Annotated in this window: 24 protein-coding genes and 1 riboswitch; of the genes, 17 read left to right on the top strand and 7 right to left on the bottom strand. The window is 71.5% G+C overall.

Translation table 11 applies throughout. The annotated features are described in order from the left end of the window. From ACLHRZ_RS25685 to ACLHRZ_RS25670, 4 genes are all read left to right on the top strand, one after another. Nucleotides 1-182 (top strand): methionine adenosyltransferase domain-containing protein (locus tag ACLHRZ_RS25685; protein ID WP_490420877.1); only part of this gene is annotated, 182 nt, incomplete at its 5' end. A gap of 226 nt (nt 183-408) precedes the next feature. Continuing rightward, nucleotides 409-1,851 (top strand): GuaB1 family IMP dehydrogenase-related protein, encoded by a 1,443-nt coding sequence (locus tag ACLHRZ_RS25680; RefSeq protein ID WP_490420876.1) that lies wholly within the window; start codon nt 409-411, stop codon nt 1,849-1,851. Nucleotides 1,852-2,191: 340 nt separating this feature from the next. Then, on the top strand, nt 2,192-3,697 hold the full coding sequence (locus tag ACLHRZ_RS25675) for an amino acid permease (protein WP_490420875.1): 1,506 nt from the start codon (nt 2,192-2,194) through the stop codon (nt 3,695-3,697). A 79-nt stretch (nt 3,698-3,776) separates the two neighbouring features. Beyond that, entirely contained in the window at nt 3,777-4,232 is a 456-nt protein-coding gene (locus tag ACLHRZ_RS25670; RefSeq protein ID WP_126913291.1) for an Lrp/AsnC family transcriptional regulator, read from the top strand. 13 nt (nt 4,233-4,245) lie between these two features. Here the strand turns inward: ACLHRZ_RS25670 and ACLHRZ_RS25665 are convergent, their stop codons facing one another. From ACLHRZ_RS25665 to ACLHRZ_RS25655, 3 genes are all read right to left on the bottom strand, one after another. After that, nucleotides 4,246-4,947 (bottom strand): metal-dependent hydrolase, encoded by a 702-nt coding sequence (locus ACLHRZ_RS25665; RefSeq protein ID WP_490420874.1) that lies wholly within the window; start codon nt 4,945-4,947, stop codon nt 4,246-4,248. Between the two features lie 87 nt (nt 4,948-5,034). Beyond that, nucleotides 5,035-5,688, bottom strand: a complete 654-nt coding sequence (locus tag ACLHRZ_RS25660; RefSeq protein WP_490420873.1) for an NUDIX hydrolase — start codon at nt 5,686-5,688, stop codon at nt 5,035-5,037. A 49-nt stretch (nt 5,689-5,737) separates the two neighbouring features. Then, complete coding sequence (locus tag ACLHRZ_RS25655; RefSeq protein WP_490420872.1) at nt 5,738-7,255, bottom strand: hypothetical protein; 1,518 nt, start codon at nt 7,253-7,255, stop codon at nt 5,738-5,740. Between the two features lie 461 nt (nt 7,256-7,716). Between ACLHRZ_RS25655 and ACLHRZ_RS25650 the strand changes: the two genes are divergently transcribed. Then, complete coding sequence (locus ACLHRZ_RS25650) at nt 7,717-8,517, top strand: carbon-nitrogen hydrolase family protein (RefSeq protein ID WP_490420871.1); 801 nt, start codon at nt 7,717-7,719, stop codon at nt 8,515-8,517. Between the two features lie 64 nt (nt 8,518-8,581). Next, entirely contained in the window at nt 8,582-10,288 is a 1,707-nt protein-coding gene (locus ACLHRZ_RS25645) for a flavin monoamine oxidase family protein (protein ID WP_490420870.1), read from the top strand. A 23-nt stretch (nt 10,289-10,311) separates the two neighbouring features. On the opposite strand, the gene ACLHRZ_RS25640 is transcribed toward ACLHRZ_RS25645, so the two are convergent. Next, on the bottom strand, nt 10,312-10,992 hold the full coding sequence (locus ACLHRZ_RS25640) for a DUF5995 family protein (protein ID WP_490420869.1): 681 nt from the start codon (nt 10,990-10,992) through the stop codon (nt 10,312-10,314). 93 nt (nt 10,993-11,085) lie between these two features. Further along, nucleotides 11,086-12,474: a uracil-xanthine permease family protein gene (locus ACLHRZ_RS25635; protein WP_490420868.1), complete on the bottom strand. Its 1,389-nt coding sequence runs from the start codon at nt 12,472-12,474 to the stop codon at nt 11,086-11,088. A gap of 224 nt (nt 12,475-12,698) precedes the next feature. Between ACLHRZ_RS25635 and ACLHRZ_RS25630 the strand changes: the two genes are divergently transcribed. Beyond that, a complete protein-coding gene (locus tag ACLHRZ_RS25630; protein WP_490420867.1) occupies nt 12,699-13,340 on the top strand; it encodes a hypothetical protein in 642 nt (213 codons plus the stop codon). A 12-nt stretch (nt 13,341-13,352) separates the two neighbouring features. Here the strand turns inward: ACLHRZ_RS25630 and ACLHRZ_RS25625 are convergent, their stop codons facing one another. After that, the gene (locus ACLHRZ_RS25625; protein WP_490420866.1) at nt 13,353-14,570 is read right to left on the bottom strand and encodes an MFS transporter; all 1,218 of its coding nucleotides are present in this window, start codon (nt 14,568-14,570) and stop codon (nt 13,353-13,355) included. A gap of 223 nt (nt 14,571-14,793) precedes the next feature. Next, a riboswitch (FMN riboswitch) is annotated at nt 14,794-14,924 on the top strand. Between the two features lie 198 nt (nt 14,925-15,122). On the opposite strand from ACLHRZ_RS25625, the gene ribD reads away from it, so the two are divergent. From ribD to ACLHRZ_RS25575, 10 genes are all read left to right on the top strand, one after another. Next, the gene (gene ribD, locus ACLHRZ_RS25620) at nt 15,123-16,217 is read left to right on the top strand and encodes a bifunctional diaminohydroxyphosphoribosylaminopyrimidine deaminase/5-amino-6-(5-phosphoribosylamino)uracil reductase RibD (RefSeq protein WP_490420883.1); all 1,095 of its coding nucleotides are present in this window, start codon (nt 15,123-15,125) and stop codon (nt 16,215-16,217) included. Nucleotides 16,218-16,219: 2 nt separating this feature from the next. Further along, on the top strand, nt 16,220-16,837 hold the full coding sequence (locus ACLHRZ_RS25615) for a riboflavin synthase (protein ID WP_490420865.1): 618 nt from the start codon (nt 16,220-16,222) through the stop codon (nt 16,835-16,837). Next, the gene (locus ACLHRZ_RS25610) at nt 16,834-17,496 is read left to right on the top strand and encodes a nicotinamide mononucleotide transporter family protein (RefSeq protein WP_490420864.1); all 663 of its coding nucleotides are present in this window, start codon (nt 16,834-16,836) and stop codon (nt 17,494-17,496) included. Before ACLHRZ_RS25615 ends, ACLHRZ_RS25610 begins: the two co-directional genes overlap by 4 nt. Further along, nucleotides 17,493-18,773, top strand: coding sequence for a bifunctional 3,4-dihydroxy-2-butanone-4-phosphate synthase/GTP cyclohydrolase II (locus ACLHRZ_RS25605; RefSeq protein ID WP_490420863.1), 1,281 nt, complete (start codon nt 17,493-17,495; stop codon nt 18,771-18,773). The genes ACLHRZ_RS25610 and ACLHRZ_RS25605 overlap by 4 nt, the downstream gene beginning before the upstream one ends. Before the next feature lie 23 nt (nt 18,774-18,796). Beyond that, nucleotides 18,797-19,282: a 6,7-dimethyl-8-ribityllumazine synthase gene (gene ribH / locus ACLHRZ_RS25600; protein ID WP_490420862.1), complete on the top strand. Its 486-nt coding sequence runs from the start codon at nt 18,797-18,799 to the stop codon at nt 19,280-19,282. Between the two features lie 34 nt (nt 19,283-19,316). Next, the gene (locus tag ACLHRZ_RS25595) at nt 19,317-19,586 is read left to right on the top strand and encodes a phosphoribosyl-ATP diphosphatase (protein ID WP_490420861.1); all 270 of its coding nucleotides are present in this window, start codon (nt 19,317-19,319) and stop codon (nt 19,584-19,586) included. A 67-nt stretch (nt 19,587-19,653) separates the two neighbouring features. Then, nucleotides 19,654-20,502: an ATP phosphoribosyltransferase gene (gene hisG, locus ACLHRZ_RS25590; RefSeq protein ID WP_490420860.1), complete on the top strand. Its 849-nt coding sequence runs from the start codon at nt 19,654-19,656 to the stop codon at nt 20,500-20,502. A gap of 100 nt (nt 20,503-20,602) precedes the next feature. After that, entirely contained in the window at nt 20,603-20,983 is a 381-nt protein-coding gene (locus tag ACLHRZ_RS25585) for a PH domain-containing protein (RefSeq protein ID WP_490420882.1), read from the top strand. A gap of 156 nt (nt 20,984-21,139) precedes the next feature. After that, nucleotides 21,140-22,477, top strand: a complete 1,338-nt coding sequence (locus ACLHRZ_RS25580) for a hemolysin family protein (protein ID WP_490420859.1) — start codon at nt 21,140-21,142, stop codon at nt 22,475-22,477. Further along, nucleotides 22,474-23,565, top strand: a complete 1,092-nt coding sequence (locus tag ACLHRZ_RS25575; RefSeq protein WP_490420858.1) for a hemolysin family protein — start codon at nt 22,474-22,476, stop codon at nt 23,563-23,565. Before ACLHRZ_RS25580 ends, ACLHRZ_RS25575 begins: the two co-directional genes overlap by 4 nt. 32 nt (nt 23,566-23,597) lie before the next feature. On the opposite strand, the gene ACLHRZ_RS25570 is transcribed toward ACLHRZ_RS25575, so the two are convergent. Beyond that, nucleotides 23,598-25,541 (bottom strand): AAA family ATPase, encoded by a 1,944-nt coding sequence (locus ACLHRZ_RS25570; RefSeq protein ID WP_490420857.1) that lies wholly within the window; start codon nt 25,539-25,541, stop codon nt 23,598-23,600. Nucleotides 25,542-25,607 lie beyond the last annotated feature (66 nt).

Here is a 25,607-nt window from a genome sequence, read left to right as displayed (position 1 = left end):
TCGAGAATGCGATCGGTCTGGTCTTCGACCTGCGTCCGGCTGCGATCATCCGTGATCTGGATCTGCTGCGTCCGATCTATGCGCAGACGGCTGCGTACGGTCACTTCGGCCGGGAGCTGCCGGACTTCACCTGGGAGCGCACCGACCGCGTCGAGGCACTGAAGCAGGCCGCCGGACTGTAGGGCGCGAGATCGTCCGAGGCCCCGGACCAACGGGTCTCCGGGGCCTCGGCTGAAGGTACAGACCGGACATGCGGGGCCTGGCGGAAGTCACAGAATGCGACTCCCATTGGCCAGTACGCGGCGACATCATGGATGATGGGTCCAGGAACCTCAGCCCGATCCGGTGCGGGTTCGGTGCTGACTCCCCACCCGCTTTGTACTCAAAACCGCAGGTGAGAGAGCCAGTATGCGTTTCCTCAACGACCAGAAGCCGCCGTACGACCTCACGTACGACGACGTGTTCATGGTGCCGAGCCGCTCCGCGGTCGGCTCCCGTCAGGGAGTGGACCTGTCCAGCCCGGACGGGACGGGCACCACCATTCCGCTCGTGGTCGCCAACATGACCGCGATCGCCGGCCGCCGCATGGCCGAGACGGTCGCCCGCCGCGGCGGCATCGTCGTCATCCCCCAGGACATTCCGATCGAGGTCGTCACCGAGGTCATCTCCTGGGTCAAGGGCCGTCACCACGTGCTCGACACCCCCATCGTGCTCAGCCCGGTGCAGACCGTCGCCGACGCGCTGTCCCTGCTGCCCAAGCGCGCCCACGGCGCCGGCGTCGTCGTCGACGAGGAGCAGCGCCCGGTCGGCGTCGTCACCGAGCACGACCTGACCGGCGTGGACCGCTTCACCCAGCTGTCCGAGGTCATGTCCAAGGAGCTGCTGCTCCTCGACGCCGACATCGACCCGCGCGAGGCCTTCAACCAGCTCGACGCCGCCCACCGCAAGCTCGCCCCCGCCGTGGACAAGGACGGCCGTCTCGTCGGCATCCTGACCCGCAAGGGCGCCCTGCGCGCGACCCTCTACACCCCGGCCGTGGATGCGAACGGCAAGCTGCGCATCGCCGCCGCCGTCGGCATCAACGGCGACGTGGCCGGCAAGGCCAAGGCCCTGCTCGAGGCCGGTGCGGACACCATCGTCGTGGACACCGCGCACGGCCACCAGGAAGGCATGATCGCTGCGGTCAAGGCCGTCCGCGGTCTGGACCCGCAGGTCCCGATCGTCGCGGGCAACATCGTCGCCGCCGAGGGTGTGCGCGACCTCATCGAGGCCGGCGCCGACATCATCAAGGTCGGTGTGGGCCCGGGCGCCATGTGCACCACCCGCATGATGACCGGCGTGGGCCGTCCGCAGTTCTCCGCGGTGCTCGAGTGCGCCGCCGAGGCGAAGAAGTACGGCAAGCACGTCTGGGCCGACGGTGGCGTCCGTCACCCGCGCGACGTCGCCATGGCGCTCGCCGCCGGTGCCTCCAACGTCATGATCGGCTCCTGGTTCGCCGGTACCTACGAGTCCCCGGGCGACCTCCAGCAGAGCGCCGACGGGCGTCTCTACAAGGAGAGCTTCGGCATGGCCTCGGCTCGTGCCGTGCGCAACCGCACCTCCGAGGAGTCCTCCTACGACCGCGCCCGCAAGGGTCTGTTCGAGGAGGGCATCTCCACCTCCCGCATGTTCCTCGACCCGGTCCGCCCGGGCGTCGAGGACCTGATCGACTCGATCATCGCGGGTGTCCGTTCCTCCTGCACCTACGCCGGCGCCGGCTCCCTGGAGGAGTTCGCCGAGCGTGCCGTCGTCGGCGTCCAGAGCGCCGCCGGCTATGCCGAGGGCAAGCCGCTGCACGCCAGCTGGCAGTAGTCCTGCAGCAGTCCCGCAGTGCCCTTGAGGGGCGCGGCCCGGTTTCCGGGTCGCGCCCCTTTTTGGTTCGCTTTTTTGCTCAGCCTGTACCGATTCCTGATGCGGGGTGCAATGATCTTCCGTTTCGAAGCACCCCACGCAATGATCGAACGGCCATACGCAATAATGGTGCATTACGAGCGCAGGTCATCACCTCGTAAGGTCTGCGCAGAACGTGGAGTGGCGGGTACCGCTTGCTCGGCGGTACCCCCTGCTACGGGATAGCTCTGCCCTGTCGGTGCACCCGTGGGTGACCGCTGTTCGCCCGCGCCCTCCACCGGCAGCGATAAGGAGCCACCCAGTGTTGGACCACGGCACAGCGCCCCCCGCCACCGACGACGCGCGCACCCCGCAGGCGCCCGCCGGTTTCGGTGCCCGACTGATGCGACGCAAGCCGGTCGAACGCCTGGTCGCGGAGGGCGGCCAGGGCGAGGGCGGCAGCCTGCGCCGGTCGCTCGGCATGTGGCAGCTGACGATGATCAGCATCGGTGCCACGCTGGGCACCGGCATCTTCGTCGTGCTCGGCACGGCCGTGCCCAAGGCCGGTCCCGCGGTCATCGTCTCGTTCGTCATCGCGGGCATCACGGCGCTGTTCTCGGCCCTGTCCTACGCCGAGCTCGCGGGCACGATCCCGGTCTCCGGGTCCTCGTACTCGTACTCCTACGCCACCCTGGGCGAGCTCGTCGCCTGGATCTGCGGCTGGTGCCTGATCCTGGAGTACGGCGTCTCGGTCGCGGCCGTCGCCGTGGGCTGGGGGCAGTACCTGAACGAGCTGCTCGACGGCACGATCGGGGTCACCATCCCCGCGTCGCTGGCCAACCCGCCGGGCGACGGCGGCATCTTCAACCTGCCGGCGCTGATCGTGGTGCTGCTGTGCATGGTGTTCCTGCTGGGCGGGGCCAAGGAGAGCGCCCGGGCGAACACGATCATGGTCGTGGTGAAGATCGCCGCGCTGCTGCTCTTCTGCGGCGTCGCCTTCCAGGGCGTCAAGGCCGGCAACTACGCCCCGTTCATGCCGCTCGGCGTCGCGGGCATGAGCTCGGCCGGTGCCTCGCTGTTCTTCTCCTACATCGGCTTCGACGCCGCCTCCACCGCGGGTGAGGAGGCCAAGGACGCCCAGCGCGACCTGCCGCGCGCGATCATGCTCTCGCTGATCATCGTCACCGCGCTGTACTGCCTCGTCGCGGCCGTCGCCGTGGGCGCCCTGCCGTGGAAGAAGTTCGAGGGCACCGAGGCCGCCCTCGCCGGGATCATGAAGGACGTCACGGGCCAGGACTTCTGGGCCGTGCTGCTGGCGGCCGGTGCCGTCATCGCCATCGCGAGCGTCGTGCTGACCGTGCTCTACGGCCAGACCCGCATCCTCTTCGCCATGTCCCGCGACGGCCTGGTCCCCAAGGTCTTCTCCAAGGTCCACGCCAAGAGCGGCGTCCCGCGGGCGAACACGGTCATCGTGTCCCTGTTCTGCGGCGTCCTCGCGGCCGCCGTCCCGCTGGGCCAGCTCGCCGACGCCACCAGCATCGGCACCCTCTTCGCCTTCGCGCTGGTCAACGTTGCCGTCATCGTGCTGCGGCGCACCCGCCCCGAGATGAAGCGCACCTTCCGGGTGCCGCTCAGCCCGCTCTTCCCGGCCATCGGCTTCGCGCTGTGCTTCTACATGATGAGCAGCCTGGACGTCGTCACGTGGGAGGTCTTCGGCGCCTGGATGGCCGTCGGCCTGCTGATCTACTTCTTCTACGGGCGCAAGTCCTCACGGCTCGAGCGCGAGTCCGCGGAGGAACCCGCCGTGGAGCCGGCTGCTGCGGAGTAGGCCTGCGATGTCGCGATTGCGCCGTCCGTGATCTACTTCTCACTACAGCAGGCCCTCTTAGAGAAGTGATCCACCCGCAGTGCGACTGAACGAGCTCGACGAACGCATCGTGCACGCCCTGGCCGAAGACGCCAGGCGCTCCTACGCCGACATCGGCGCGGAGATCGGGCTGAGTGCGCCGGCCGTCAAACGGCGCGTCGACCGGCTCCGTGCCGAGGGCGCCATCACGGGGTTCACGGTCCGCGTGGACCCCGCCGCCCTCGGCTGGGAGACCGAGGGGTTCATCGAGCTCTACTGCCGCCGGAACACCTCGCCCGAGGCGATCCACCGGGGGCTGTCCCGCTACCCGGAGGTCGCCTCGGCCTCCACGGTCACGGGCGAGGCCGATGCGATCGTCCAGATCTTCGCCTCGGACATGCGGCACTTCGAGCGCGTCCTGGAACGCATCGCGGGCGAGCCGTTCGTCGAACGGACGAAGTCGGTGCTCGTCCTCTCCCCGCTGCTGCGGCGCTTCAGCTCCGGGGCGCCGTCCTGACCTCCTGCGGAGGTCAGTTCGCGGCGCTCGGCGAGAGCGCCGTGAACCACAGCAGGGCGACGGTCGCCACACCCATGATCGGGGTGAGGATCTCCGTCTCCAGCCGGTTGCCGCTGGACTTGATCACCACTATTTCGTAGCGGGTCTTGATCGGCCACAGCCAGGGCGCGCCCCGCTTGGTGATCGAGTCGCCCAGCAGATGGGCCACGCAGCCCAGCCCGACGGCGTACGGCAGCCAGCCAGGTGCCGAGGGGATGAACTTGGCTATCACCGCGGTGCCGATGCCGGCCATCGCCACGATGGTGCCCCAGGCGTGGAAGCCGTGTCCGGGCGGGCAGATGTTGAGCGCCCGGACGGCCAGGGCCAGCAGGAAGAACGTCATGACCAGGGTGAACGGCCGCCCCAGGAAGGTCACTCCGGCCCAGCTGCCGAGCGTCATCAGCGCCACGAAGAACAGCGAGTGCGTGGCGTGCCGGTGGCCGCCGGAGGCCCAGGCCACGAAGCGGCACAGCGTCTTGGACACGGGTCCGAGGAAGTTGGCTATGGTCCCGTCGTGATGGTCGAGGTCCGGCAGCAGCGCGGCGCCGGCGCACAGGACCGTGCCCATCAGTATTTCCTGCGGCGCCAGATGCGCGTGCATGACCAGTTGCGGCAGGTACGGTGCCGTGCCCGCGAAGAGCAGCGCACCGCTCACGGCGTGTGAGTGGCCCATCATGACGTGGTCGTTCTCCCCGTTCCGGCGTCACGAGGGTGACGCATCATCAAAACCCGGGAGACGCTACCAGCAAGATCTCCGGTTCCCTCAGGCGAGCAGCCCCTTCAGCCGGGCCCGGGTGAACGCCGCGATCGTGAACGCACAGGTGATGGCGCCGGACGCGATCATCTCCTCCGCCGTGCGCCAGGGCACCGTGCTCGTCCGCCGGATGCCCTCGGCCGTGTCCAGGGCGCCCGTGCCGCGGATGCGGGCCGCGAAGAGCTCGACCTGCTCGCCGAGCAGCCCGCTGTCGGGGTGCAGCGCACCCAGCGGGATCAACTCCTCGGCCTCCGCGCCCAGTTCCTCCTCCAGTTCGCGCACGGCGTTCGCCGCGCCGGTGGACCCCGCGGCCCCCATGCCCCGCGGCGCCTCCCAGTGCCAGCGGCGGGTGGCGTGCCGGTAGTGCTCGACGAGCACGACGCCGTCGGCGCCGATCAGCGGCAGCACCACGGCGCCGGGGCTCGCCGCCGTCGGCACCAGCCGCACGTACAGCCCCAGCGCACCGCCGGGGAAGCGGACCGCGTCGCGGACGACCGTCACGAACCGGTCGGCGTAGACGACGCCGACCGGTTCGTCCGTGCCCGCACCGACGCTGCGCCGCGCCTCCTCGATGCAGGCCGGATCGACGAGGATCTCGATCCCGCCCGGCGAGTTCCCGAACAGCTCCGGGCGCGCGGCGCGCAGGCGGTCGTAGGGGGTCACGGCTTCTCCTCGCACGGGCTCTCAGTGGTCCACTAGTGGTCCACGACCTTCAGTAGTCCACGAACTCGTCCTGGACGGTGGCCGAACTGGTGGCGGCCGCCCGGCGGTCCTGCTCCTGGTATCCGGGCAATTGCCGCACCATGCTGTGGAACTGTTCCCACTCACGCGTGCTGTCGAACCGGACGGAGGCCATCTCGCGGGCGAACTTCTGCTCGCGACGTCCCTCCCGCCGGTTGCGCAGCACCAGTTGCACGGATCCGCCGTACTTGGCCGTCGCGGCCCCTATCTCCCCGGTGACGGACCACGCCTCGCTCCCCGTGATCGCGGAGAAGACGCTGCCGCCGATGGTGATGACGATCTCCAGGACCGGCCACCACTTGTTGGCCCGGGCCCGCTGGGCGTAACGGGCCCCGGCGAGGCGCACGATCTCGGAGTTCAGCCGCACGTAGCGGTCGAAGACCAGCCCCGCGCGCTCGTGGAAGGCGGCCGGGTCGGCGATGAGGGCGTCGAACGCCTCCATGTAGCGGTGCCACGGCGCGCTCTGCCGCAGGGACACGATGTCCTCGAGAGCCAGGGCGTCCACCGTGGACGGGGTGAGGGCGAGCCGGTCCTGCACCGTGGAGAACACCTGGCGCTGCAGGAACAGCAGCAGCTGCTCCGGGTCCGTGATCGTCCCGTTCGGAGCGGTGCGCAGATCCCGCCACTCCTGCAGGGCGACCCGCCGCAGGCTGCCGGACGGGGTCAGCGGGTACATGCCCAGGGCGTCGGCGAGGTTCACGTTGTAGATGAGGTCCAGCAGTTGCTTGATCTCCCCGGCGAACGGTTTCGCCCCGTCGTACCTCCCGTCGGACACCGGCAGGCCCGGTGCGGAGACGAACTCCTCGTAGAGCACGTTGCGGGTGACGAGCTGATCGTGCGTGCGGCGCTCGTTGCTCAGCTGGACCACCTCGCCGATCTTCTCCGCGAACCGCGGCACCCGCCGCTCCGGGACCCCGACCTGGGACGCCAGCAGCGGGATGTCCTTGGCGGTCAGCCCCTGGACGCGGGCGGCGAAGGGGTTGAAGAGGGCGTTCCTGGTGGTGTCGGCGTTCTCCCGGTCGTCCCACGAGAGCCGCACACAGGTGGTGTGCGCACCCGCGGGCATCTGTTCCAGGGTGTCCTGCCAGGCGGCGAACCCCTCCTCGTCGACGTCCACGCCGCGCGGCCGGTCGGCCGGCTCCCGCTCGTGGAGGAGGTAGGGCACCAGCGCCCCTTCGGCCAGCAGCTGCTGGTGGGCGCGGCGTGCGGCGCCCCCTTCCAGGAGGTCCCGGCTCATGGCCCGGTTGTTGTAGAAGAACACCCGGTTGACCACGACCTGGCGGGTGTTGATGAGGCTGCGGAAGTACTCCGCCCGGACCTCCCTCCCGCGTATGTTCTCGACGTCCTTCAAGGACCGGCCTTTTCTGACCATTTCTCTGGTCAGCCGTGCAGTGACCCACTGGTTGTCCAGGGACTGCGCGATCACCGCACCTTTCCGTAATTCCGGTGGTCGCACCTTGATCGTCGTTCCGGCCGTGTCCTCCGTCATGTCAACCCCCAGTCGTCCGACCGACGCGCCCACGCTAGGGCCTGTCCGATGGGTCAGCACAGACCCCGCGACGCTCCCCCAGCTACCGCTGGGGGTGCCCCCAGGAGGTGCCCCCAGGCACGGCACCTCGCCGCGTTGTCGCATCACCCGAGTACGCCCAGTACGCGGATGATGCTCCGCCTTGCGACGCTCCCCCAGCTACCTCCCCCAGCTACCGCTGGGGGTGCCCCCAGAGGTGCCCCCAGCACCGGACGCCGTGGGGCCCGCACTGACCCATCGGACAGGCCCTGGCGGGGCGTGCAACGAATCGCTGCAATGCTGCAGAAACGCGCAATGAATACGCCGACGAAACGCAACATCGGCGCCTTGTCCGCCCCTGTTACCGGCCCGTACCGTCAAGGCGTTTAACGAAACTTTGTCTCGCAGGGCCTCCCCGCCCGATCAGTTGAAGAGGACGCCGCATGAAGCCGCTGCGCATCGCGCTGTACCAGGGCCCCGGCGGCGTTCCGTCCTCCACCGCCGACAGCATCACCGCCCTCGCCGCCGCCGCCCGCCGGGCGGCCGACGGGGGCGCCCGGCTGCTGCTGGCCAATGAGCTGTACCTGAGCGGGTACGCTGTCGGCTCCCGGTTCGCCGAGCTCGCGGAACCCGCCGACGGACCCGGCGCCGAGGCCGTCTCCCGGATCGCGGCCGAGCACGGGCTGGCCGTCGGCTACGGCTACCCGGAGCGGGGCGGCGACACGGTCTTCAACTCCTTCCAGCTCTTCGGCCCGGACGGCTCCCGGCTCGCCAACTACCGCAAGGTGCACGTCTTCGGCGACTACGAGAACGCCCACTTCGCCCCCGGCCGGGAGCTCGTGGTCCAGGCCGAACTCGACGGCATCCGCCTCGGCCTGATGATCTGCTACGACGTCGAGTTCCCCGAGGCCGTGCGCGCCCACGCGCTCGCCGGGACCGACCTGCTGCTCGTCCCGACGGCGCTGGCCCGCCCGTTCGAGATCGTCCCGCAGACGGTCGTGCCGACCCGCGCCTGGGAGAGCCAGCTCTACATCGCCTACGCCAACCGCTGCGGTGACGAAGGCGACTTCCCCTTCGCCGGGCTGTCCTGCCTGGCCGCACCCGACGGAACCGTACGGGCCCGGGCCGGGGCCGGCGAGGACCTGCTCCTCACCGAGGTGGACCCGGCCCTGCTCGCGACCTCGCGTGCCCAGAACACCTATCTGAGCGACCGGCGCCCGGAGTTGTACGGCGCGCTGCGCTGACCCCCGCGGCACCCCGCCCGCCACCCCCTCCCCAACACCCCCTGTCAGTAGGAGAGTCCAGCCGATGACGTCCACGGTGCCCACCGCCGCCCACGACGAGCACGAGTCCGGCCGGCCGGTCGAGCCGCCGATCACCATGTTCGGCCCGGACTTCCCCTTCGCCTACGACGACTTCCTCGCCCACCCGGCGGGCCTCGGCCAGATACCGGCGACCGAGCACGGCACCGAGGTCGCCGTGATCGGCGGCGGGCTCTCCGGGATCGTGGCCGCGTACGAGCTGATGAAGATGGGGCTCAAGCCCGTCGTCTACGAGGCGGACCAGATCGGCGGGCGGCTGCGCACCGTCGGCTTCGAGGGCTGCGACGGCGACCTGACCGCCGAGATGGGCGCGATGCGCTTCCCGCCCTCCTCCACCGCCTTCCAGCACTACATCGACCTGGTCGGCCTGGAGACCACGCCCTTCCCCAACCCCCTCGCCCCCGCCACCCCTTCGACCGTCGTGGACCTCAAGGGCGAGTCGCACTATGCCGAGACCATCGACGACCTGCCGCAGGTCTACCGCGACGTGGCCGAGGCATGGAACGCCTGCCTGGAGGAGGGCGCGGACTTCTCCGACATGAACCGCGCCATGCGCGAGCGCGACGTGCCGCGCATCCGCGAGATCTGGGCGAAGCTGGTGGAGAAGCTCGACAACCAGACCTTCTACGGCTTCCTCTGCGACTCCGCCGCCTTCAAGTCCTTCCGGCACCGGGAGATCTTCGGCCAGGTCGGCTTCGGCACCGGCGGCTGGGACACCGACTTCCCCAACTCCATCCTGGAGATCCTGCGCGTCGTCTACACCGAGGCGGACGACCACCACCGCGGCATCGTCGGCGGCAGCCAGCAGCTCCCGCTGCGGCTGTGGGAGCGCGAGCCCGAGAAGATCATCCACTGGCCGCAGGGCACGTCGCTGTCCTCCCTGCACGGCGGCGCGCACCGCCCGGCCGTGACCCGGCTGCACCGCACGTCGGGCAACCGCATCACCGTGACCGATGCGGACGGTGACATCCGCTCCTACCGGGCGGCGATCTTCACCGCGCAGTCCTGGATGCTGCTGTCCAAGATCCAGTGCGACGACGAGCTGTTCCCCATCGACCACTGGACGGCGATGGAGCGGACGCACTACATGGAGTCGTCCAAGCTCTTCGTGCCCGTCGACCGGCCGTTCTGGCTCGACAAGGACGAGGACACGGGGCGGGACGTCATGTCGATGACGCTCACCGACCGGATGACCCGCGGCACCTACCTCCTCGACAACGGGCCCGACCAGCCCGCCGTCATCTGCCTCTCCTACACCTGGTGCGACGACAGCCTCAAGTGGCTGCCGCTGTCGGCGGGCGAGCGCATGGAGGTCATGCTCAAGTCGCTCGGCGAGATCTATCCCAAGGTCGACATCCGCAAGCACATCATCGGCAACCCGGTGACGGTCTCCTGGGAGAACGAGCCGTACTTCATGGGCGCGTTCAAGGCGAACCTGCCCGGCCACTACCGCTACCAGCGGCGGCTGTTCACCCACTTCATGCAGGACCGGCTGCCCGAGGACAAGCGGGGCATCTTCCTCGCGGGTGACGACATCTCCTGGACGGCCGGCTGGGCCGAGGGCGCCGTGCAGACCGCGCTCAACGCCGTGTGGGGCGTGATGCACCAGTTCGGCGGTGCGACGGACGGGACGAACCCCGGCCCCGGCGACGTGTACGACGAGATCGCCCCGGTCGAGCTGCCGGAGGACTGACGCGGGGAGCGGGGCCGGGCGCTTCAGCCCAGCGGGGTGAGCAGACACCGGCTCACCATCCCCACGCTCGCGTCGATGCGCTCCGTGAACTCCTCGGCCAGGTCGGGGAGTTCGCGCAGGGCCCACAGGGCCCGGAAGGCGGACCAGGCGGCGCCGCGGGCCGCCTCCAGCGTCCAGGACCCCAGCAGGTGGGTCAGCGGATCGGCGACGTCCAGCAGATCCGGGCCCGGCATCAGTTCCTCGCGGATCCGCTCCTCCAGGGCGACGAGCAGCCGGCCGACGCGCTGGAAGTCGCCTTCGAGCGCGCAGGGTTCGGCGTCCAGCGCGCGGCAGGTGTCGACCAGGGCCAGGGCGAGGTCGTGCCCGATGTGGGCGTTGATGCCCGCGAGGGCGAACTGCAGGGGCCGCACCGCGGGGTGGCCACGCATCTGGATCAGCGGGCGCCAGCAGGCGGGCGGACGTCTGCCCGCCTCGCGGTGCACCGCGTCGAGATAGCGGTCCGCGAAGAGCACGTCGAGCTCGGCGGCCGCCGCACGGTCCGGGAAGGCGCCGGAATCCAGCCGGCGCACCACTTCCTCGGTGACCGTCAGATACACCCCGTTGAAGACGGCCACGCCGTCCGTCGGCGGCAACTCGGCCGCCAGTTCCCGCATGTCGTCCAGGACACCGTCGAGTCCGGTGACCGTCCCCCGCGTCATCGTCATATACGTAGAGTGACAGACGAACGCGGAGAGTAGGGGAATCCGCCGGACGGTTAAGCCGAACGGGTGAACGAACCCTGGGTGTCCGGCGGCGCCCTACGCCTCCTCGGCCTTGGTGTTGTCGTACGCGCTCGTCCCCTCGTCCAGCAGCGGCTCCTGCTCCTTGAGGTGCGCGGGGGCCAGGGCGCGCAGCGCGTGGTAGCCCGTGATGACCACGATGGTGCCCAGCGCGATGCCGCTCAGCTCGAAGTTCTTGCTGATCTTGAGGCTGACGCCGCCGACGCCGATGATGATGCCCGCCGCGAGCGGCACCAGGTTCAGGGGATTGCGCAGGTCGACCTTGTTGTGCACCCAGATCTGCGCGCCGAGCAGACCGATCATGCCGTAGAGGATGACCGTGATGCCGCCGAGCACCCCGCCCGGGATCGCCGCCACGACCGCGCCGAACTTGGGGCAGACACCGAAGAGGAGCGCGAAGCACGCCGCGGCCCAGTAGGCGGCGGTGGAGTAGACGCGGGTCGCCGCCATGACGCCGATGTTCTCGGAGTAGGTGGTGTTGGCCGGGCCGCCGACCGCCGTGGAGAGCACGGTCGCCGCTCCGTCCGCGGAGATCGCGGTGCCCAACTGGTCGTCCAGCGGGTCGCCGGTCATCTCGCCGACCGCCTTCACGTGACCGGCGTTCTCCGCGATCAGCGCGATGACCACCGGCAGCGCCACGAGCGCCGCCGACCAGCCGAAGCTCGGCCCGTGCAGCGACGGCAGCCCGATCCAGTCGGCCTTGGTCACGCCCGAGAGGTCCAGCCGCCAGTGGTCGACGGCCTGCGGGCCGCCGTGCACCGAGTGGATCTTCCCGAAGAGCCGGTCGGAGATCCACGAGACCGCATAGCCGAAGAGCAGCCCGAGGAAGATCGCGACGCGGGACCAGAAGCCGCGCAGGCACACCACGGCGAGCCCGGTGAACAGCATGGTCAGCAGCGCCGTCCACTGGTCCTGCGGCCAGTAGGTGGTGGCCGTCACCGGCGCCAGGTTGAAGCCGATCAGCATGACCACGGCGCCGGTGACCACCGGCGGCATCGTCGCGTGGATGATCCGCGCCCCGAACTTCCGCACCGCCAGGCCGGCGAGGAAGAGCACGGCGCCGACGACGAGGATGGCGCCGGTGACCGCGGCGCTGTCGCCGCCCTGCGCCCGGATGATCGCGGCGACGCCGACGAAGGAGAGGCTGCAGCCGAGGTAGCTGGGCACCCGGCCGCGCGTCGCCAGCAGGAAGAGCATGGTCGCGACGCCGGACATCATGATCGCGAGGTTCGGGTCCAGGCCCATGAGCACCGGGGCGACGAAGGATGCGCCGAACATGGCCACGACGTGCTGGGCGCCCAGCCCGGCGGTCCTGGGCCAGGAGAGGCGCTCGTCGGGTCTGACGACGGCGCCGGGGGCGGGGGTACGGCCGTCGCCGTGCAGGGTCCAGCGGAGGCCGAGGCCCATGGTGTGCTCCTGGGGGTTTCCGTGAGGGGGTCCGGATCATGTTAGGCGGGCGGCGGACCCGGTTCCCCCGGCCCGGTTCCCCCTGGTCCGCGGTGCGGCCCGGCGTTGCTGCGATCGGCGCAATTCTCACCCCTTAGGGCTGTATGCCCATGACCGACGGCTGGGGGTCGGCGGATGCGAGGTATGGGTGGGTTGTCCGATTTCCTGCAATCCAGGAGAGATACATGCGTAAGTTCGTCGGCCGCACCGCGGCTGCCGCGATCCTCGCCGCGGGCGTTGTCGTTCCGGTCGCCGGGGTGGCCCAGGCCGCGCCGGCGGCGCCCCACCACCACGCGTGGGACCACGACCACGACGGCGATCGTGACAGGGGTCGCGACGGCGACCGTGACAGGGGTCGCGACGGCGACCGTGACAGAGGCCGTGACCGCGGCCGTGACTGCGACCGTGGCTGGGACCGCGGCCGTGACCGCGACTGCGACCGCGGCGACCGTGGCTGGGACCGCGGACGCGACCGCGACTGCGACCGCGGCTGGGACCGCGGCGGGTGGGGTGGCGGCTGGGGCGACCACGGCTGGATCGTAGGCCTGCTCCGTCACCACCACCACAACTTCTGGGGCAACGGCTGGGGTTGGGGCGGCGGCTGGGGTTGGGGCGGTGGCGGCCACGAGCGTGGCCGTGACTGCGACCACGGCGACCGTGGCTGGGACCGCGGCGGCCGTGACTGCGACCGCGGCGAGCGCGGTTGGGACCGTGGCGACCGCGGCCGTGACTGCGACCGTGACCGCGGCGACCGTGGCCGTGACCGCGACTGCGACCGCGAAGGCGGCCGCCACCGGGGACACAACCGGATCGGCATCCTGATCTGACGTTCGCACGCCTCACGGTCCCCCACCACGGGCCGTGGACCGGGCCCTTCGGGTCCGCTCCACGGCCCGCGGCGCGTCCCCGGCCCGACGCAGGGCACCCGCCGCGAGCACCAGGCCAGCGGCCAGCAGGGTCACCAGGCCGAAGGACACCGACAGGGACGTCGCCGCGGCGAGTTGTCCGACGGCGGCCGGCGCCACCAGTCCCGAGGTGTAGACGATCGTCGCCACCCCCGCGATGGCCCGGGCGGGCTGCGGGCCGCTGCGCCCCGCCGCCGCGAAGACCAGCGGGACGACCACGGCAACTCCCAGGCCGATCAGGGCGAATCCGGCCATCGCCGGGACCGGTCCGCCCGCCGTGACCACCAGCACGCCGCCCGCGGCCGCCACCGCCCCGCCCGCCCGCACCGCCGTCACCGGGCCGAACCGCCGCACCACCGTGTCGCCCGCGAGCCGGGCCGCCGCCATCGTGCAGGTGAACGCCGTCGTGCAGGCCGCCGCGAGACCCGGATCGGCGCCCAGCTCCCGGCGGAGGTAGACCGCCGACCAGTCCAGCCCCGCCCCCTCGGCGAACACCGCGCAGAAGCCCACCGCCCCGATGGCCAGCGCGGCACGGGGTGGCAGGGCGAAGCGCGGCGGCGGATCCTGTGCCGCGCCCGTGCCGCCGCGCACGTCGGGGACCCACCGGCAGACGGCGGGGCCCAGCAGGGCGAGGCCGGTGGAGATCAGGGCGAGGTGGACGCGGGCGTCGGTCCCGTGGTGGGCGGCCAGCGTGCCCAGCGCCGAACCCGCGAGCGTCCCCGTGCTCCACATCCCGTGCAGGCCCGACATGATCGAGCGGCCCAGCCGGTCCTCGACCTCCACCCCGAGCGCATTCATGACGACGTCCACCATCCCGGCCGCCGCCCCGTACCCGGCCAGCGCGGCGCACAGCACCGCCGGGCCGGGGGAGAGGGCGGGCAGTGCGAAGGCGGCGCACAGCAGGACGAGCAGTCCGCGCAGCGCGGCCCGGCTGCCGAAGCGGTGGCCGATCCGCGCCGCGAGGGGCATGGCGCACGAGGCGCCGAGCGCGGGGAAGACGAGGGCGAGACCGAGCCGCCCGGGTCCGAGGTCCAAGTGGTCCTGGATCCAGGGGAGCCGGGTGGCGAGGCTTCCGGACAGGACGCCGTGCAGCGCGAAGACCGCGGCGAGGGCCCGCCGCGCCGTGTGCGCCGGGGAGTCGTACCGTCTCATCCGGCCCAGTGCAGCAGCCGGACCCCGGGTACGGCCAGACCGCCGCGGGCGGGGGAGTGTGCCGCCCCACGTGACCGGAGTCTCACCCAGAACCACTCCCTCCGTGTCAAGACCCCGTGGACACCGCGGTGTCGCGCGGCGTACGCTCGGAGGCGCCGGATCTGCTGATTTGAGGAAAATCGCAGGTCAGGCAGTATGCATCAGCAAACGACAATCGTTTACGCAGCGCACTCCGGGGTCGGTGAAAGTCCGAACCGGCGGTTACAGTCCGCGACCCGTCCGCAGCCAGCGGCCGGTTGACCAGGTGAAATTCCTGGACCGACGGTTAAAGTCCGGATGGGAGGCAGTGCGCGGCGGGTACGCATCGGCACATCTTCGTGGCCGGCGCGGGCGGTCCGTCCCTCGTGGGCGTCGGCGACCCCCGCAGTCCGTCCTGGATGTGGTTCCCCGGTGCAGTGCACCCGCTTCTCGTCGTCCTCCGACGACGGCCCCGGAGTCCGTGCCCGAAGAGGCAGGAGGACCCCGGTGGCCACCGCTACCGAAGCAGACGCGATGCGCCGTGCCATCGCGCTCGCCGCCCGCGGTCTCGGTTCGACCAGCCCCAACCCCGTCGTCGGCTGCGTGATCCTCGATGCGCAGGGCCGCCCCCTCGGTGAGGGCTGGCACCGGCGGGCGGGCGGTCCGCACGCGGAGGTGGAGGCCCTGCGTGCCGCCGCCGGAGCGGGCCGCGACGTGCGCGGCGGCACCGCCGTCGTCACTCTCGAACCCTGCAACCACACTGGTCGCACCGGCCCCTGCGTCCAGGCGCTGCTCGATGCCGGGATTGCCCGCGTCGTGTACGCCGTCGCCGACCCCAACCCCGTGGCCACCGGCGGCGCGGCGACCCTGGCCGCCGCGGGCGTGGTCACCGAGGGCGGCCTGCTGGCCGACGAGGCCGCGGCGGGCAACGCCGCCTGGCTCACCTCGGTGCTGCACCACCGTCCCTTCGTGGCCTGGAAGTACGCCGCCACCCTCGACGGCCGCAGTGCCGCCGCCGACGGCACCAGTCGCTGGATCACCTCCGCCGCGTCCCGCGCGGACGTGCACCGCCTGCGCGCTGAGGCCGACGCCGTCGTGGTCGGTTCCGGCACCCTGCGTGCCGACGATCCGCACCTGGCCGTGCGGGGGCGTCCGGACGCCGTCCAGCCGTTGCGCGTCGTCGTCGACACCCGCGCCACCGTCAAGCCCGGTGCCCGGGTCCTGGACGACGCGGCCTCCACGCTCGTCGCCGTCGCCGAGGACGCCGACACCCGGCATCTCGGGTGCGTCGAGGTCGTACGGCTGCCCCGCGCCGCGGGCGGGCCGGGTCTCGACGTCACCGCCCTGCTCGCCGCTCTGCACGAACGCGGCGTCTGCTCCGTCCTGTTGGAGGGCGGGCCCACTCTCGCCGGGTCCTTCCTGGCGGCAGGCGCCGTCGACCGTGTCGTCGGCTATCTCGCCCCCGCCCTGCTCGGTGCCGGGCCCACCGCTCTCGGCGACGCCGGAATCGGCACCATCGCCCAGGCGTTGCGCCTGGATGTGACCGACGTCGCCCGGCTCGGCCCCGACCTGCGTATCACCGCCACCGTCATCGCCCCCGCCACCGCCCCTGCCACTGAGGAGAGTTGAGCGTGTTCACCGGAATCGTCGAAGAACTGGGTGAGGTCGTCGCCGTCGAAGAGCTCGGTGACAGCTCCCGGTTCCGGCTGCGAGGCCCCGTCGTCACCGAGGGCGCCAAGCACGGCGACTCGATCGCCGTCAACGGCGTCTGCCTGACCGTCGTCGAGCACGGGGACGGGGAGTTCACCGCGGATGTGATGGCCGAGACCCTCAACCGCTCCAGCCTCGGTGCCCTCGTGCCCGGCTCGCGCGTCAACCTCGAACGCCCCATGGCGCTCGGCGGACGGCTGGGCGGGCACCTCGTCCAGGGGCACGTGGACGGCACGGGCACGATCGTCGAGCGGACGCCCGGCGAGCACTGGGAGGTCGTGAAGATCGCTCTGCCCGACGGACTTGCCCGCTATGTGGTGGAGAAAGGGTCCATCACCGTCGACGGCGTCAGCCTGACCGTCGTGGACGCGGCCGACGACCACTTCACCGTCAGCCTCATCCCCACCACGCTCGACCTGACCACCCTGGGGATCAAGAAGCCCGGCGACCCGGTCAACCTGGAGGTCGACGTCCTCGCCAAGTACGTCGAGCGGCTGCTCGGCCACTCGTCCCGCACTCCTGAGGAGCCTGTCGCATGAGTGCCCTCACCTGGCTGAACGGCGAGGCCTTCACGGTCGCCGGGCAGCACGTCATCTGGTCGGACATGATCGGCAACAGCGTGGGCCTCATCGCGCTCGCGCTCGGCTGGCGCCGCAACATGTGGACCTGGCCCACGCAGTTGCTCTCCGGTGTCATCCTCGTCGCCGCGTACGCCTCCGCCCATCTCAGTGGCGGCGTGGGCAAGCAGCTGCTCGTCATCGGTGTGGCCGTGTGGGGCTGGCGGCAGTGGACGCGCGGCCCGCGCGATGCGCAGGACGGTTCGATAGCCATCCGCTTCGGCACCTGGCGCGAGCGCGGTCTGCTGCTCGCGGGCACCGCCGTCGGCACGCTCGCCGTGGGCGCTCTGTTCACGGCCGTGCCCCAACTGTCCTGGAACCCCTGGCCGGACGCCTACATTTTCGTCGGCACCCTCACCGCGATGGTCTGCCAGGCCCGCGGGCTGGTGGAGTTCTGGTTCGCCTGGCTGCTCGTCGACGTGGTCGGCGTGCCGCTCGCGTTCAGCAGCGGTCTGGCGTTCTCCGGTCTTGTGTATGTCGTTTACTTCGCCCTCGTCGTATGGGGCATGCGCGACTGGTGGCTGCGCTCGCGCCGTGCGAGCGTGCCGGCGGCCGCCGTTGCGGAAGGAGTTGTGGCGTGACCACGTTGCAGAGCTGGGCAGTTGTGGACGAACTCGTGCTGGACCCCGTCGAGCGGGCGATTGCCGACATTGCGGCCGGCCGGCCCGTCGTCGTGGTGGACGACGCGGACCGGGAGAACGAGGGCGATCTCGTCGTCGCCGCCGAGAAGGTCACCCCCGAGATCGTGGCCTTCATGATGAGCGAGTGCCGCGGGCTGATCTGCGTGCCGCTGGAGGAGCCGGACATCGACCGGCTCGATCTGCCGCAGATGGTCGCGCACAACACGGAGACGATGGGCACCGCCTTCACCGTCTCGGTCGACGCCGGCCGGGAGCACGGCACCAGTACCGGCATCTCCGCCGCCGACCGGGCCATCACGATCGCGATGCTCGCCGACCCGGCGTCCGTTCCCGGCGACTTCGTCCGTCCGGGCCATGTCTTCCCGCTGCGCGCCAAGCCCGGCGGCGTGCTGGTCCGCCCCGGGCACACCGAGGCGGGGGTCGATCTGGCCCGGCTCGCCGGGCTGCGTCCCGCCGCCGCGATCGTGGAGATCGCGGGCGAGGACGGTGTCATGCTGCGGCTGCCCGAGCTGATCCCGTTCGCCCGCAAGCACGGTCTGTCGGTCATCTCCATCGAGGACCTCGTCACCTACCGGCGCGCCGCCGAGCCCGTCGTCCACCGTGAGGCCACCACCCGGCTGCCCACCGCCTTCGGCGAGTTCCGCGCCCACGGCTACCGCTCCACGGTGGACGGCGTCGAGCACGTCGCGCTCGTCGCCGGCGACCTCGGCGACGGCACGGACGTTCTGGTCCGTGTGCACTCCGAGTGCCTCACCGGGGACGTCTTCGGCTCGCTGCGCTGCGACTGTGGCCCCCAGCTGCACGCCTCCATGGAGCGGATCGCCGCCGAGGGCCGCGGGGTCGTGCTCTACCTGCGCGGCCACGAGGGGCGCGGCATCGGCCTGCTGCCCAAGCTGCGCGCCTACGAGCTGCAGGAGGACGGGCGTGACACCCTCGACGCCAACCTGGAACTCGGCCTTCCCGCCGACGGCCGCGACTACGCCGCCGGGGCGCGCATCCTCGCCGATCTCGGTGTGCGGTCGCTGCGGCTGATGACCAACAACCCCGAGAAGACCGCCGCCCTCGTCCGGCACGGCCTCGCCGTCACCGGACGCGAGCCCATGCCCGTACAGGCGGGCGAGCACAACCTCCGGTATCTGCGCACCAAGCGCGACCGGATGGGCCACGACCTGCCCTGGCTCGACACCGACCCGGTGTCCGCCTGCGGCAACCAGTGAACCGACCAGAACCGAGGAGAGACGTGAGCGGCAAGGGCACACCCGAGCTGAGTGTGAAGAACTGCCAGGACCTGCGCGTGGCCGTGATCGGCGCGCAGTGGCACGAGAAGGCGATGGACGGTCTCGTCGACGGTGCCCTGCGGGCCCTGCACGAGTACGGCATCGACGAGCCGACCGTGCTGCGGCTGCCCGGCAGCTGGGAACTGCCCGTCGCCGCCAAGGTCCTGGCCGGCCGCGGCTACGACGCGATCGTCGCCCTCGGTGTCGTCATCCGTGGTGGTACGCCCCACTTCGAGTACGTGTGCCAGGGCGTCACCCAGGGGCTCACCCAGGTGTCGGTCGACACCGGGGTCCCCATCGGGTTCGGCGTGCTGACCTGCGACACCGAGGAGCAGGCGCTGGACCGTGCCGGGCTGGAGGGCTCGTCCGAGGACAAGGGCCACGAGGCGGTCACCGCGGCGCTCACCACGGCGTCCGTCCTGCGGTCGGTGTCCGAGCCCTGGCACTGAGCGCCGCGGCGGACCCCGTAGGGTAGGGGTCACCATGGACAGGAAGACGTTCGAGGAGCTCTTCGCCGAGCTCCAGCAGAAGGCCTCCGGCGACCCCGCCACCTCCCGTACCGCCGAACTGGTGGGCAAGGGTGTGCATGCCATCGGCAAGAAGGTCGTCGAAGAGGCGGCCGAGGTGTGGATGGCCGCCGAGTACGAGGGCGCCGAGGCCACCGCCGAGGAGATCTCCCAGCTCCTCTACCACCTCCAGGTGATGATGGTCGCCCGGGGAATCTCCCTGGACGACGTCTACGCCCATCTCTGATCAGCCGATCAGTTCGCCGTTAAAAAAATCAGCCAAAAACCAGCACTCCGCGAAGGAAACCGACCTCATGCTGCGCATCGCCGTCCCCAACAAGGGTTCTCTCTCCGAGCCTGCGTCGGCGATGCTCCATGAGGCCGGCTACCGCCAGCGCAAGGACCGCAGGGAGCTCGTCCTCGTCGACGCGGAGAACGAGGTCGAGTTCTTCTTCCTGCGTCCCCGCGACATCGCCGTCTACGTGGGCTCCGGCAAGCTCGACATCGGCATCACCGGCCGCGACCTGCTGCTCGACTCCGGCTCGCAGGCCGAGGAGATCATGCAGCTCGGCTTCGCGGGCTCCACCTTCCGCTACGCGACCCGCCCGGGCACCGCGAAGGACGTCGCCGACTTCGGCGGCATGACCATCGCCACCTCCTTCTCCGGCCTGGTCACCAAGCACCTCGCCGACAACGGCGTGGACGCCTCCGTCGTCCACCTCGACGGCGCCGTCGAGACCGCCATCCAGCTGGGCGTCGCCGAGATCATCGCGGACGTCGTGGAGACCGGCACCACCCTGCGCAACGCCGGGCTGGAGATCATCGGCGAGCCGATCATGCAGTCCGAGGCCGTGGTCATCCGGCGCACCGGCGCCCCGGCCGACGACCCCAAGGTGCAGCAGTTCCTGCGCCGCATGCAGGGCGTCCTGGTCGCCCGGCGCTACGTGATGATGGACTACGACATCCGTGTCGAGCACGTCGAGCGCGCCGTCGCCCTCACCCCCGGCCTGGAGTCGCCCACCGTCTCCCCGCTGCACCACGAGGGCTGGGTCGCGGTCCGTTCGATGGTCCCGGCGAAGGACGCCCAGCGGATCATGGACGAGCTGTACGAGCTCGGCGCCCGCGCCATCCTGACCACCGGCATCCACGCCTGCCGCCTCTGACCTCCGGTCCCGCACGTACGAAGAGAGCCCGGAGGAGAACACCGTGCCCGAGCTGCCCGTCACCTTCCGCCCGACCCGCACCCGCATCGTCCTGCTGAGCATGGGCGTCGCGCTGCTCGTCGCGCTCACGGTGGTCTCGCTGATGCTGGAGGCCCTGTCCACCGGGGACCGGATCACCTTCATCACCACCGGGCTGCTCGGCCTCGGGGTCCTCTTCCTGCTCAGCCGTCCCAAGGTCGTCGCCACCCCGGACGGCGTGACCGTGGTGAACCTCACCCGCAGCCGCCGGCTGGCCTGGGCGGAGATCGTCCGCGTGAACCTGCGCAACGGCGACGCCTGGGTGCACCTCGACCTCTCCGACGGCACCAGCCTGCCCGCCATGGGCATTCAGCCCGGCGTGGCCAAGGAGCGGGCCATCGCCGACTTCCGGGCGCTCCGGGCCCTGGTCGAGGCGCACGGCACCGGTGCTTCCGCGGCCTGACGTGGTCCATCGTGCGGGTTTCTTGATTACTCTGGTCCCCCGGGCACACACGTGCCCGCCCCGACCGGGGTACCTGCGAACCGAGGAGTGACTCCCTCCGGCAATGGACGGATCGTCCTGTAGTACCTGCGCCGCCTCCCCTCGCGAGGCGGCGTCATGAGTGTCACCGTATCCCTTCTGCTGCTTGCCGCAGCACTGCTCCTGATCCTGGCGAACGGCTTCTTCGTCGCCGCCGAGTTCGGTCTGGTCACCGTCGGAAAGCCGGAGGCCGAGCGGGCCGCGGCGGATGGCGACCCCCGCGCCCGGACCGTGGTCGACTCCCTGCGCGAGCTGTCCTTCCAGCTCTCCGGGACCCAACTGGGCATCACCATCACCTCCTTGGCTGTCGGCATGCTGGCCGAGCCCGCGCTCGGCCGGCTGCTGGCCGGGCCGGTCACCGCGGCCGGGCTGCCGGCCGGTGCCGCCTCCGGCGTCGCCGTCGTGGCGGGCATGCTGGTCGCCTCCGCGGTGCAGATGGTCGTCGGCGAGCTCGTGCCCAAGAACTGGGCCGTCTCCCGGCCGCTGCAGGTCGCCCGTTTCGTGGCCGGCCCGCAGAGCGTCTTCACCCACCTCTTCCGGCCCGTGATCACCCTGCTCGACACGGTCGCCAACCGGCTCGTGCGGGCGCTGGGCGTCGAGCCCGCCGAGGAGCTCGCCTCCGCCCGCACCCCCGGCGAACTCGTCTCGCTCGCGCGGCACTCGGCCCTGGCCGGTGCGCTGGAGCAGGACACCGCCGACCTGTTCGTGCGCACCCTGTCGCTGGGCGATCTCACCGCCCAGCACGTGATGACCCCGCGGGTGAAGGTCAGCGCCCTGCAGTCGACCGCGACCGCCGAGGACGTGCTCAACCTCACCCGCGCCACCGGCCTCTCCCGCTTCCCCGTCTACCGGGAGCGGCTGGACGAGGTCGTCGGCATGGTGCACCTCAAGGACGCCCTCGCGGTGCCCCGGCCCGACCGCGGGCGCACGCCCGTCGGGCGGATCGCCGTGTCCCCCATGCTCGTCCCCGAGACCCTGCCCGTGCAGCCGCTGCTGGAGCAGCTGCGCAGCGAGCAGCCGATAGCCGTGGTCGTCGACGAGTACGGCGGCACGGCCGGCGTGGTCACCCTGGAGGACATCGTCGAGGAGCTCGTCGGCGAAGTGCGCGACGAGCACGACGCGCTGGACGCCGACCGGCCCGAACTGGCGCCCGTGGCCTGTGAGGACGGCCGCTCCGCGTGGGACGCGGACGGCGGCTGCCGGGTCGACACGCTGCGGCGCATCGGGCTGGAGGCGCCCGACGGCCCGTACGAGACCGTCGCCGGACTCGTCGCCGACCTGCTGGGACGGATTCCCGTGCCCGGGGACGCCGCGGAGCTGCCGGGCTGGTGGCTGTCGGTGCGGCGCGTGGGCCACCACCGGGCCGAGCGCGTACGGATCGTGCGCACCGGCGGTACCCCGGGGGACGTCCGATGAGCGTGTTGCAACTCTTCTTCGCCGGCGTGCTGGTGCTGGCCAACGGCTTCTTTGTGGGCGCGGAGTTCGCGCTCGTGTCCGTGCGGCGCAGCCAGATCGAGCCGAAGGCGGCCGAGGGTTCGGGCCGCGCCCGGACGGTGCTGACCGGGCTGGAGAACCTGCCGCAGATGATGGCCGCCGCCCAGTTCGGCATCACCGTGTGCTCGCTGACCCTCGGTGCGGTCGCCGAGCCGACGGTGGCGGCGCTGCTGGAGCCGGTCTTCCACGCGGTGGGGCTGCCCGACCAGTTGGTGCATCCGCTGGGCTACGTCATCGCCCTGGCCCTGGTGGTGTTCCTGCACCTGGTGATCGGCGAGATGGTGCCGAAGAACCTCGCGATGTCCGCGCCGGACCGGGCCGCGCTGTGGCTGGGCCCGGGGCTGGTCGCCTTCGAGCGGGTGTGCCGGCCGGTCACGCGGCTGCTGGGCGCCTGTGCGCACGCGGTGCTGCGGCTGTTCCGGGTCGAGCCCAAGGACGAGGTCGAGGCGGTGTTCACCAGTGAGCAGCTGACGCACCTCGTGGAGGACTCGCGGCAGGCCGGGCTCCTGGAGCCCGCCGAGCAGGAGCGGTTGGAGGACGCGCTGGAGCTGGGCAGCCGGCCGGTGACCGACGTGCTGCTCGACCCCGCGACGCTGGTGACCGTCGACCCGTCGGTCACCCCGCGGCAGGTCGAGGAGCTGACCGTACGGACCGGCTATTCCCGCTTCCCCGTGTGTGCGTCACCCGGCGGGGCCTTCATGGGCTATCTGCACGTCAAGGATGTGCTGGATCTGGAGGACCGGGAACGGGCCGTGCCGCAGCACGTGTGGCGGCGGGTGGAGACCGTACGGGCCGAACTGCCGCTGGACGATGCGCTGACGGTGATGCGGCGGGCCGCCGCCCATCTGGCCGCGGTCACCGATGCGTCGGGGCGCGTGCTGGGGCTCGTCGCCCTGGAGGACGTGCTGGAGATGCTGGTCGGCGAGGTGCGGGATCCGGCGCACCGGGCCGCGCCCGTCGTGGCGCGGGTGCCGCGGGCCGCGCAGGAACAGGAGGTGCTGGCGGGCTGACCCGCCGGCCCGAAACCCGGCCCCCGGGACCCCTACTGCGGGTCCTGGGGGTCCCTCGTCTCGCGGCGGGTGACGCCCCAGCCGGGGCCCGAGAGGACCTCGCCGTAGGCCTGCATCAGGTCCGGGAGGCGGAGGGTGGCCAGGTCGTCGCGGGTGGGGGTGCAGGGGCAGACGGACAGGCGCAGGTCGCGGTAGGCGCAGCTCTTCTCGTAGAGGGTGCGCAGGAACCGGCCGTTGCCCAGTTCGTCGATCCAGCCCTGCTCGACCACGTGGGCGCTGATGCTGCGCAGTTCCTCCAGGGACTCCTCGTCCCAGGCGTCGCCGTTCTCCCCGGCCAGGACCTCGCCGATGTCGGTGAGTTCGGCGGGGCGGTAGCTGGGGAAGTCGACGCGCGTGGTGAAGCGGGAGCCCAGGCCGGGGTTGGCGGCCAGCAGGCGGTCCATGCCCTCGGGGTAGCCGGCCAGGATGACCACCAGGCGGTCGCGGTTGTCCTCGGCGCGCTTGAGCAGCACCTGCAGGGCCTCGTCGCCGTAGGCGTCGCCCTTGCTGTAGCCGGAGTTGGAGAGGCTGTAGGCCTCGTCGACGAAGAGCACGCCGCCGAGCGCGGAGTCGATCAGTTCGTTGGCCTTCACGGCCGTCTGTCCGAGGAACTCGCCCACCAGGTCCGCCCGCTGGGCCTCGACCAGGTGGTCGCCGCCGAGCAGGCCGAGCGCGTAGAAGACCCGGCCGAGGATGCGGGCGACGGTGGTCTTGCCGGTGCCCGAGGGGCCGGAGAAGACGAAGTGCCGCTTGGGCGGCTGGACGGGCAGGCCCTGCCCGGCGCGCAGCCGTGCCATGTGCAGCTGTGCGGACAGCGCCCGCACCTGCCGTTTGACGGGCTCCAGCCCGACCATCCGCTCCAGTTCGGCGAGCGCCTTGGCCAGCAGGACGGGGTCGGAGCGTCCGGGCAGCGGCTGGGGGAGGGGCTGGGCGGGCACGCGGAACTTCTCGCGCACGCCGTCGGCGTCGACCGGGGCGGTGCCGGGGGGCTCGGGGTCCGTGCCGGTGAGGAGGCCGCGGTTGTCGAGGGGGCCGGGGGAGGTGCGTCCGCCCGGGCCGCCCTGGCCGGCCGGTCCCGCCGGGGGGACCGCCGGGCCGGGCTGCGGGTCGGCCTCCGGCGGGGGGCTGCCGCCGCCGAGGGGGACGGTCGGCAGGCCCAGATGGTCGTCCAGGCCGTCCGCGTCGGCGATGGCGGTCAGCCGGGCCGAGGTGTCCATGAAGGACGGGTCCACCCGGTGGACCGCCCGGTAGAGCGGGAGGGCGGCGGCGCTGCGGCCGGTGCCCTCGTGCGCCCGGGCGAGCCAGTAGCGCAGTTCCTTGCGCTGCGGCTGCTCGCTGCGGCACCGCATCAGCGCGGCGGCGAGCAGCGGCTCGGCCTGTCCGTACATCTCCAGCCGCACCCGGGCCATGCCGCCGAACAGCCCGGCCTCGATGCCCAGCAGGGCGTCGTCCAGCAGGGGTTCGGTGTGCCGGATGAGCTGTTCCCAGTCCTTGACCAGGTAGGCGCGGCAGGCGTGCAGGAAGCGCACCTGGGCGTCGGTCTCGGCCGGGGGACAGCCGGCCAGGGCCCGGTCCAGCTCGGGGACGTGCCGGCCGTCGAGCCAGTGCGAGGCGTGGGCGAGGAGCAGGTCGCGGCCGGTCTCCAGCAGCGGCTGGACCCACCAGCCCAGCCAGTACCAGGAGTTCAGCGGGCGCCGGTGCCGGGCGCGCTGCTCGCCGAACCTGTCGCGGTGCCGGTACATCCGCAGCAGCGCCGTGGTGGTGTCGGCGCGCAGCGCATGCAGCCCGAGCCAGGCGTCGGCCATGCCCGGGTCGATGCGCACCGCCGTCCGGAACTCCTCCTCGGCCTGCGCGTAGGCGCCCATGGTGTAGGCGTCGACGGCGCGCAGCCAGGCGAGATCGGCCGGGGCGGGCGGGCCCTGCATGCCGAGATCCATCACGTCCCCCACAAACCTGCCCCCGTAGCGTGCTGCCGGGCGAGTGCCTGGCCGCGCCTTTCCGAA

Source organism: Streptomyces sp. AM25, assembly GCF_058146165.1.
This window is presented reverse-complemented; position numbering and strand designations above follow the sequence as displayed.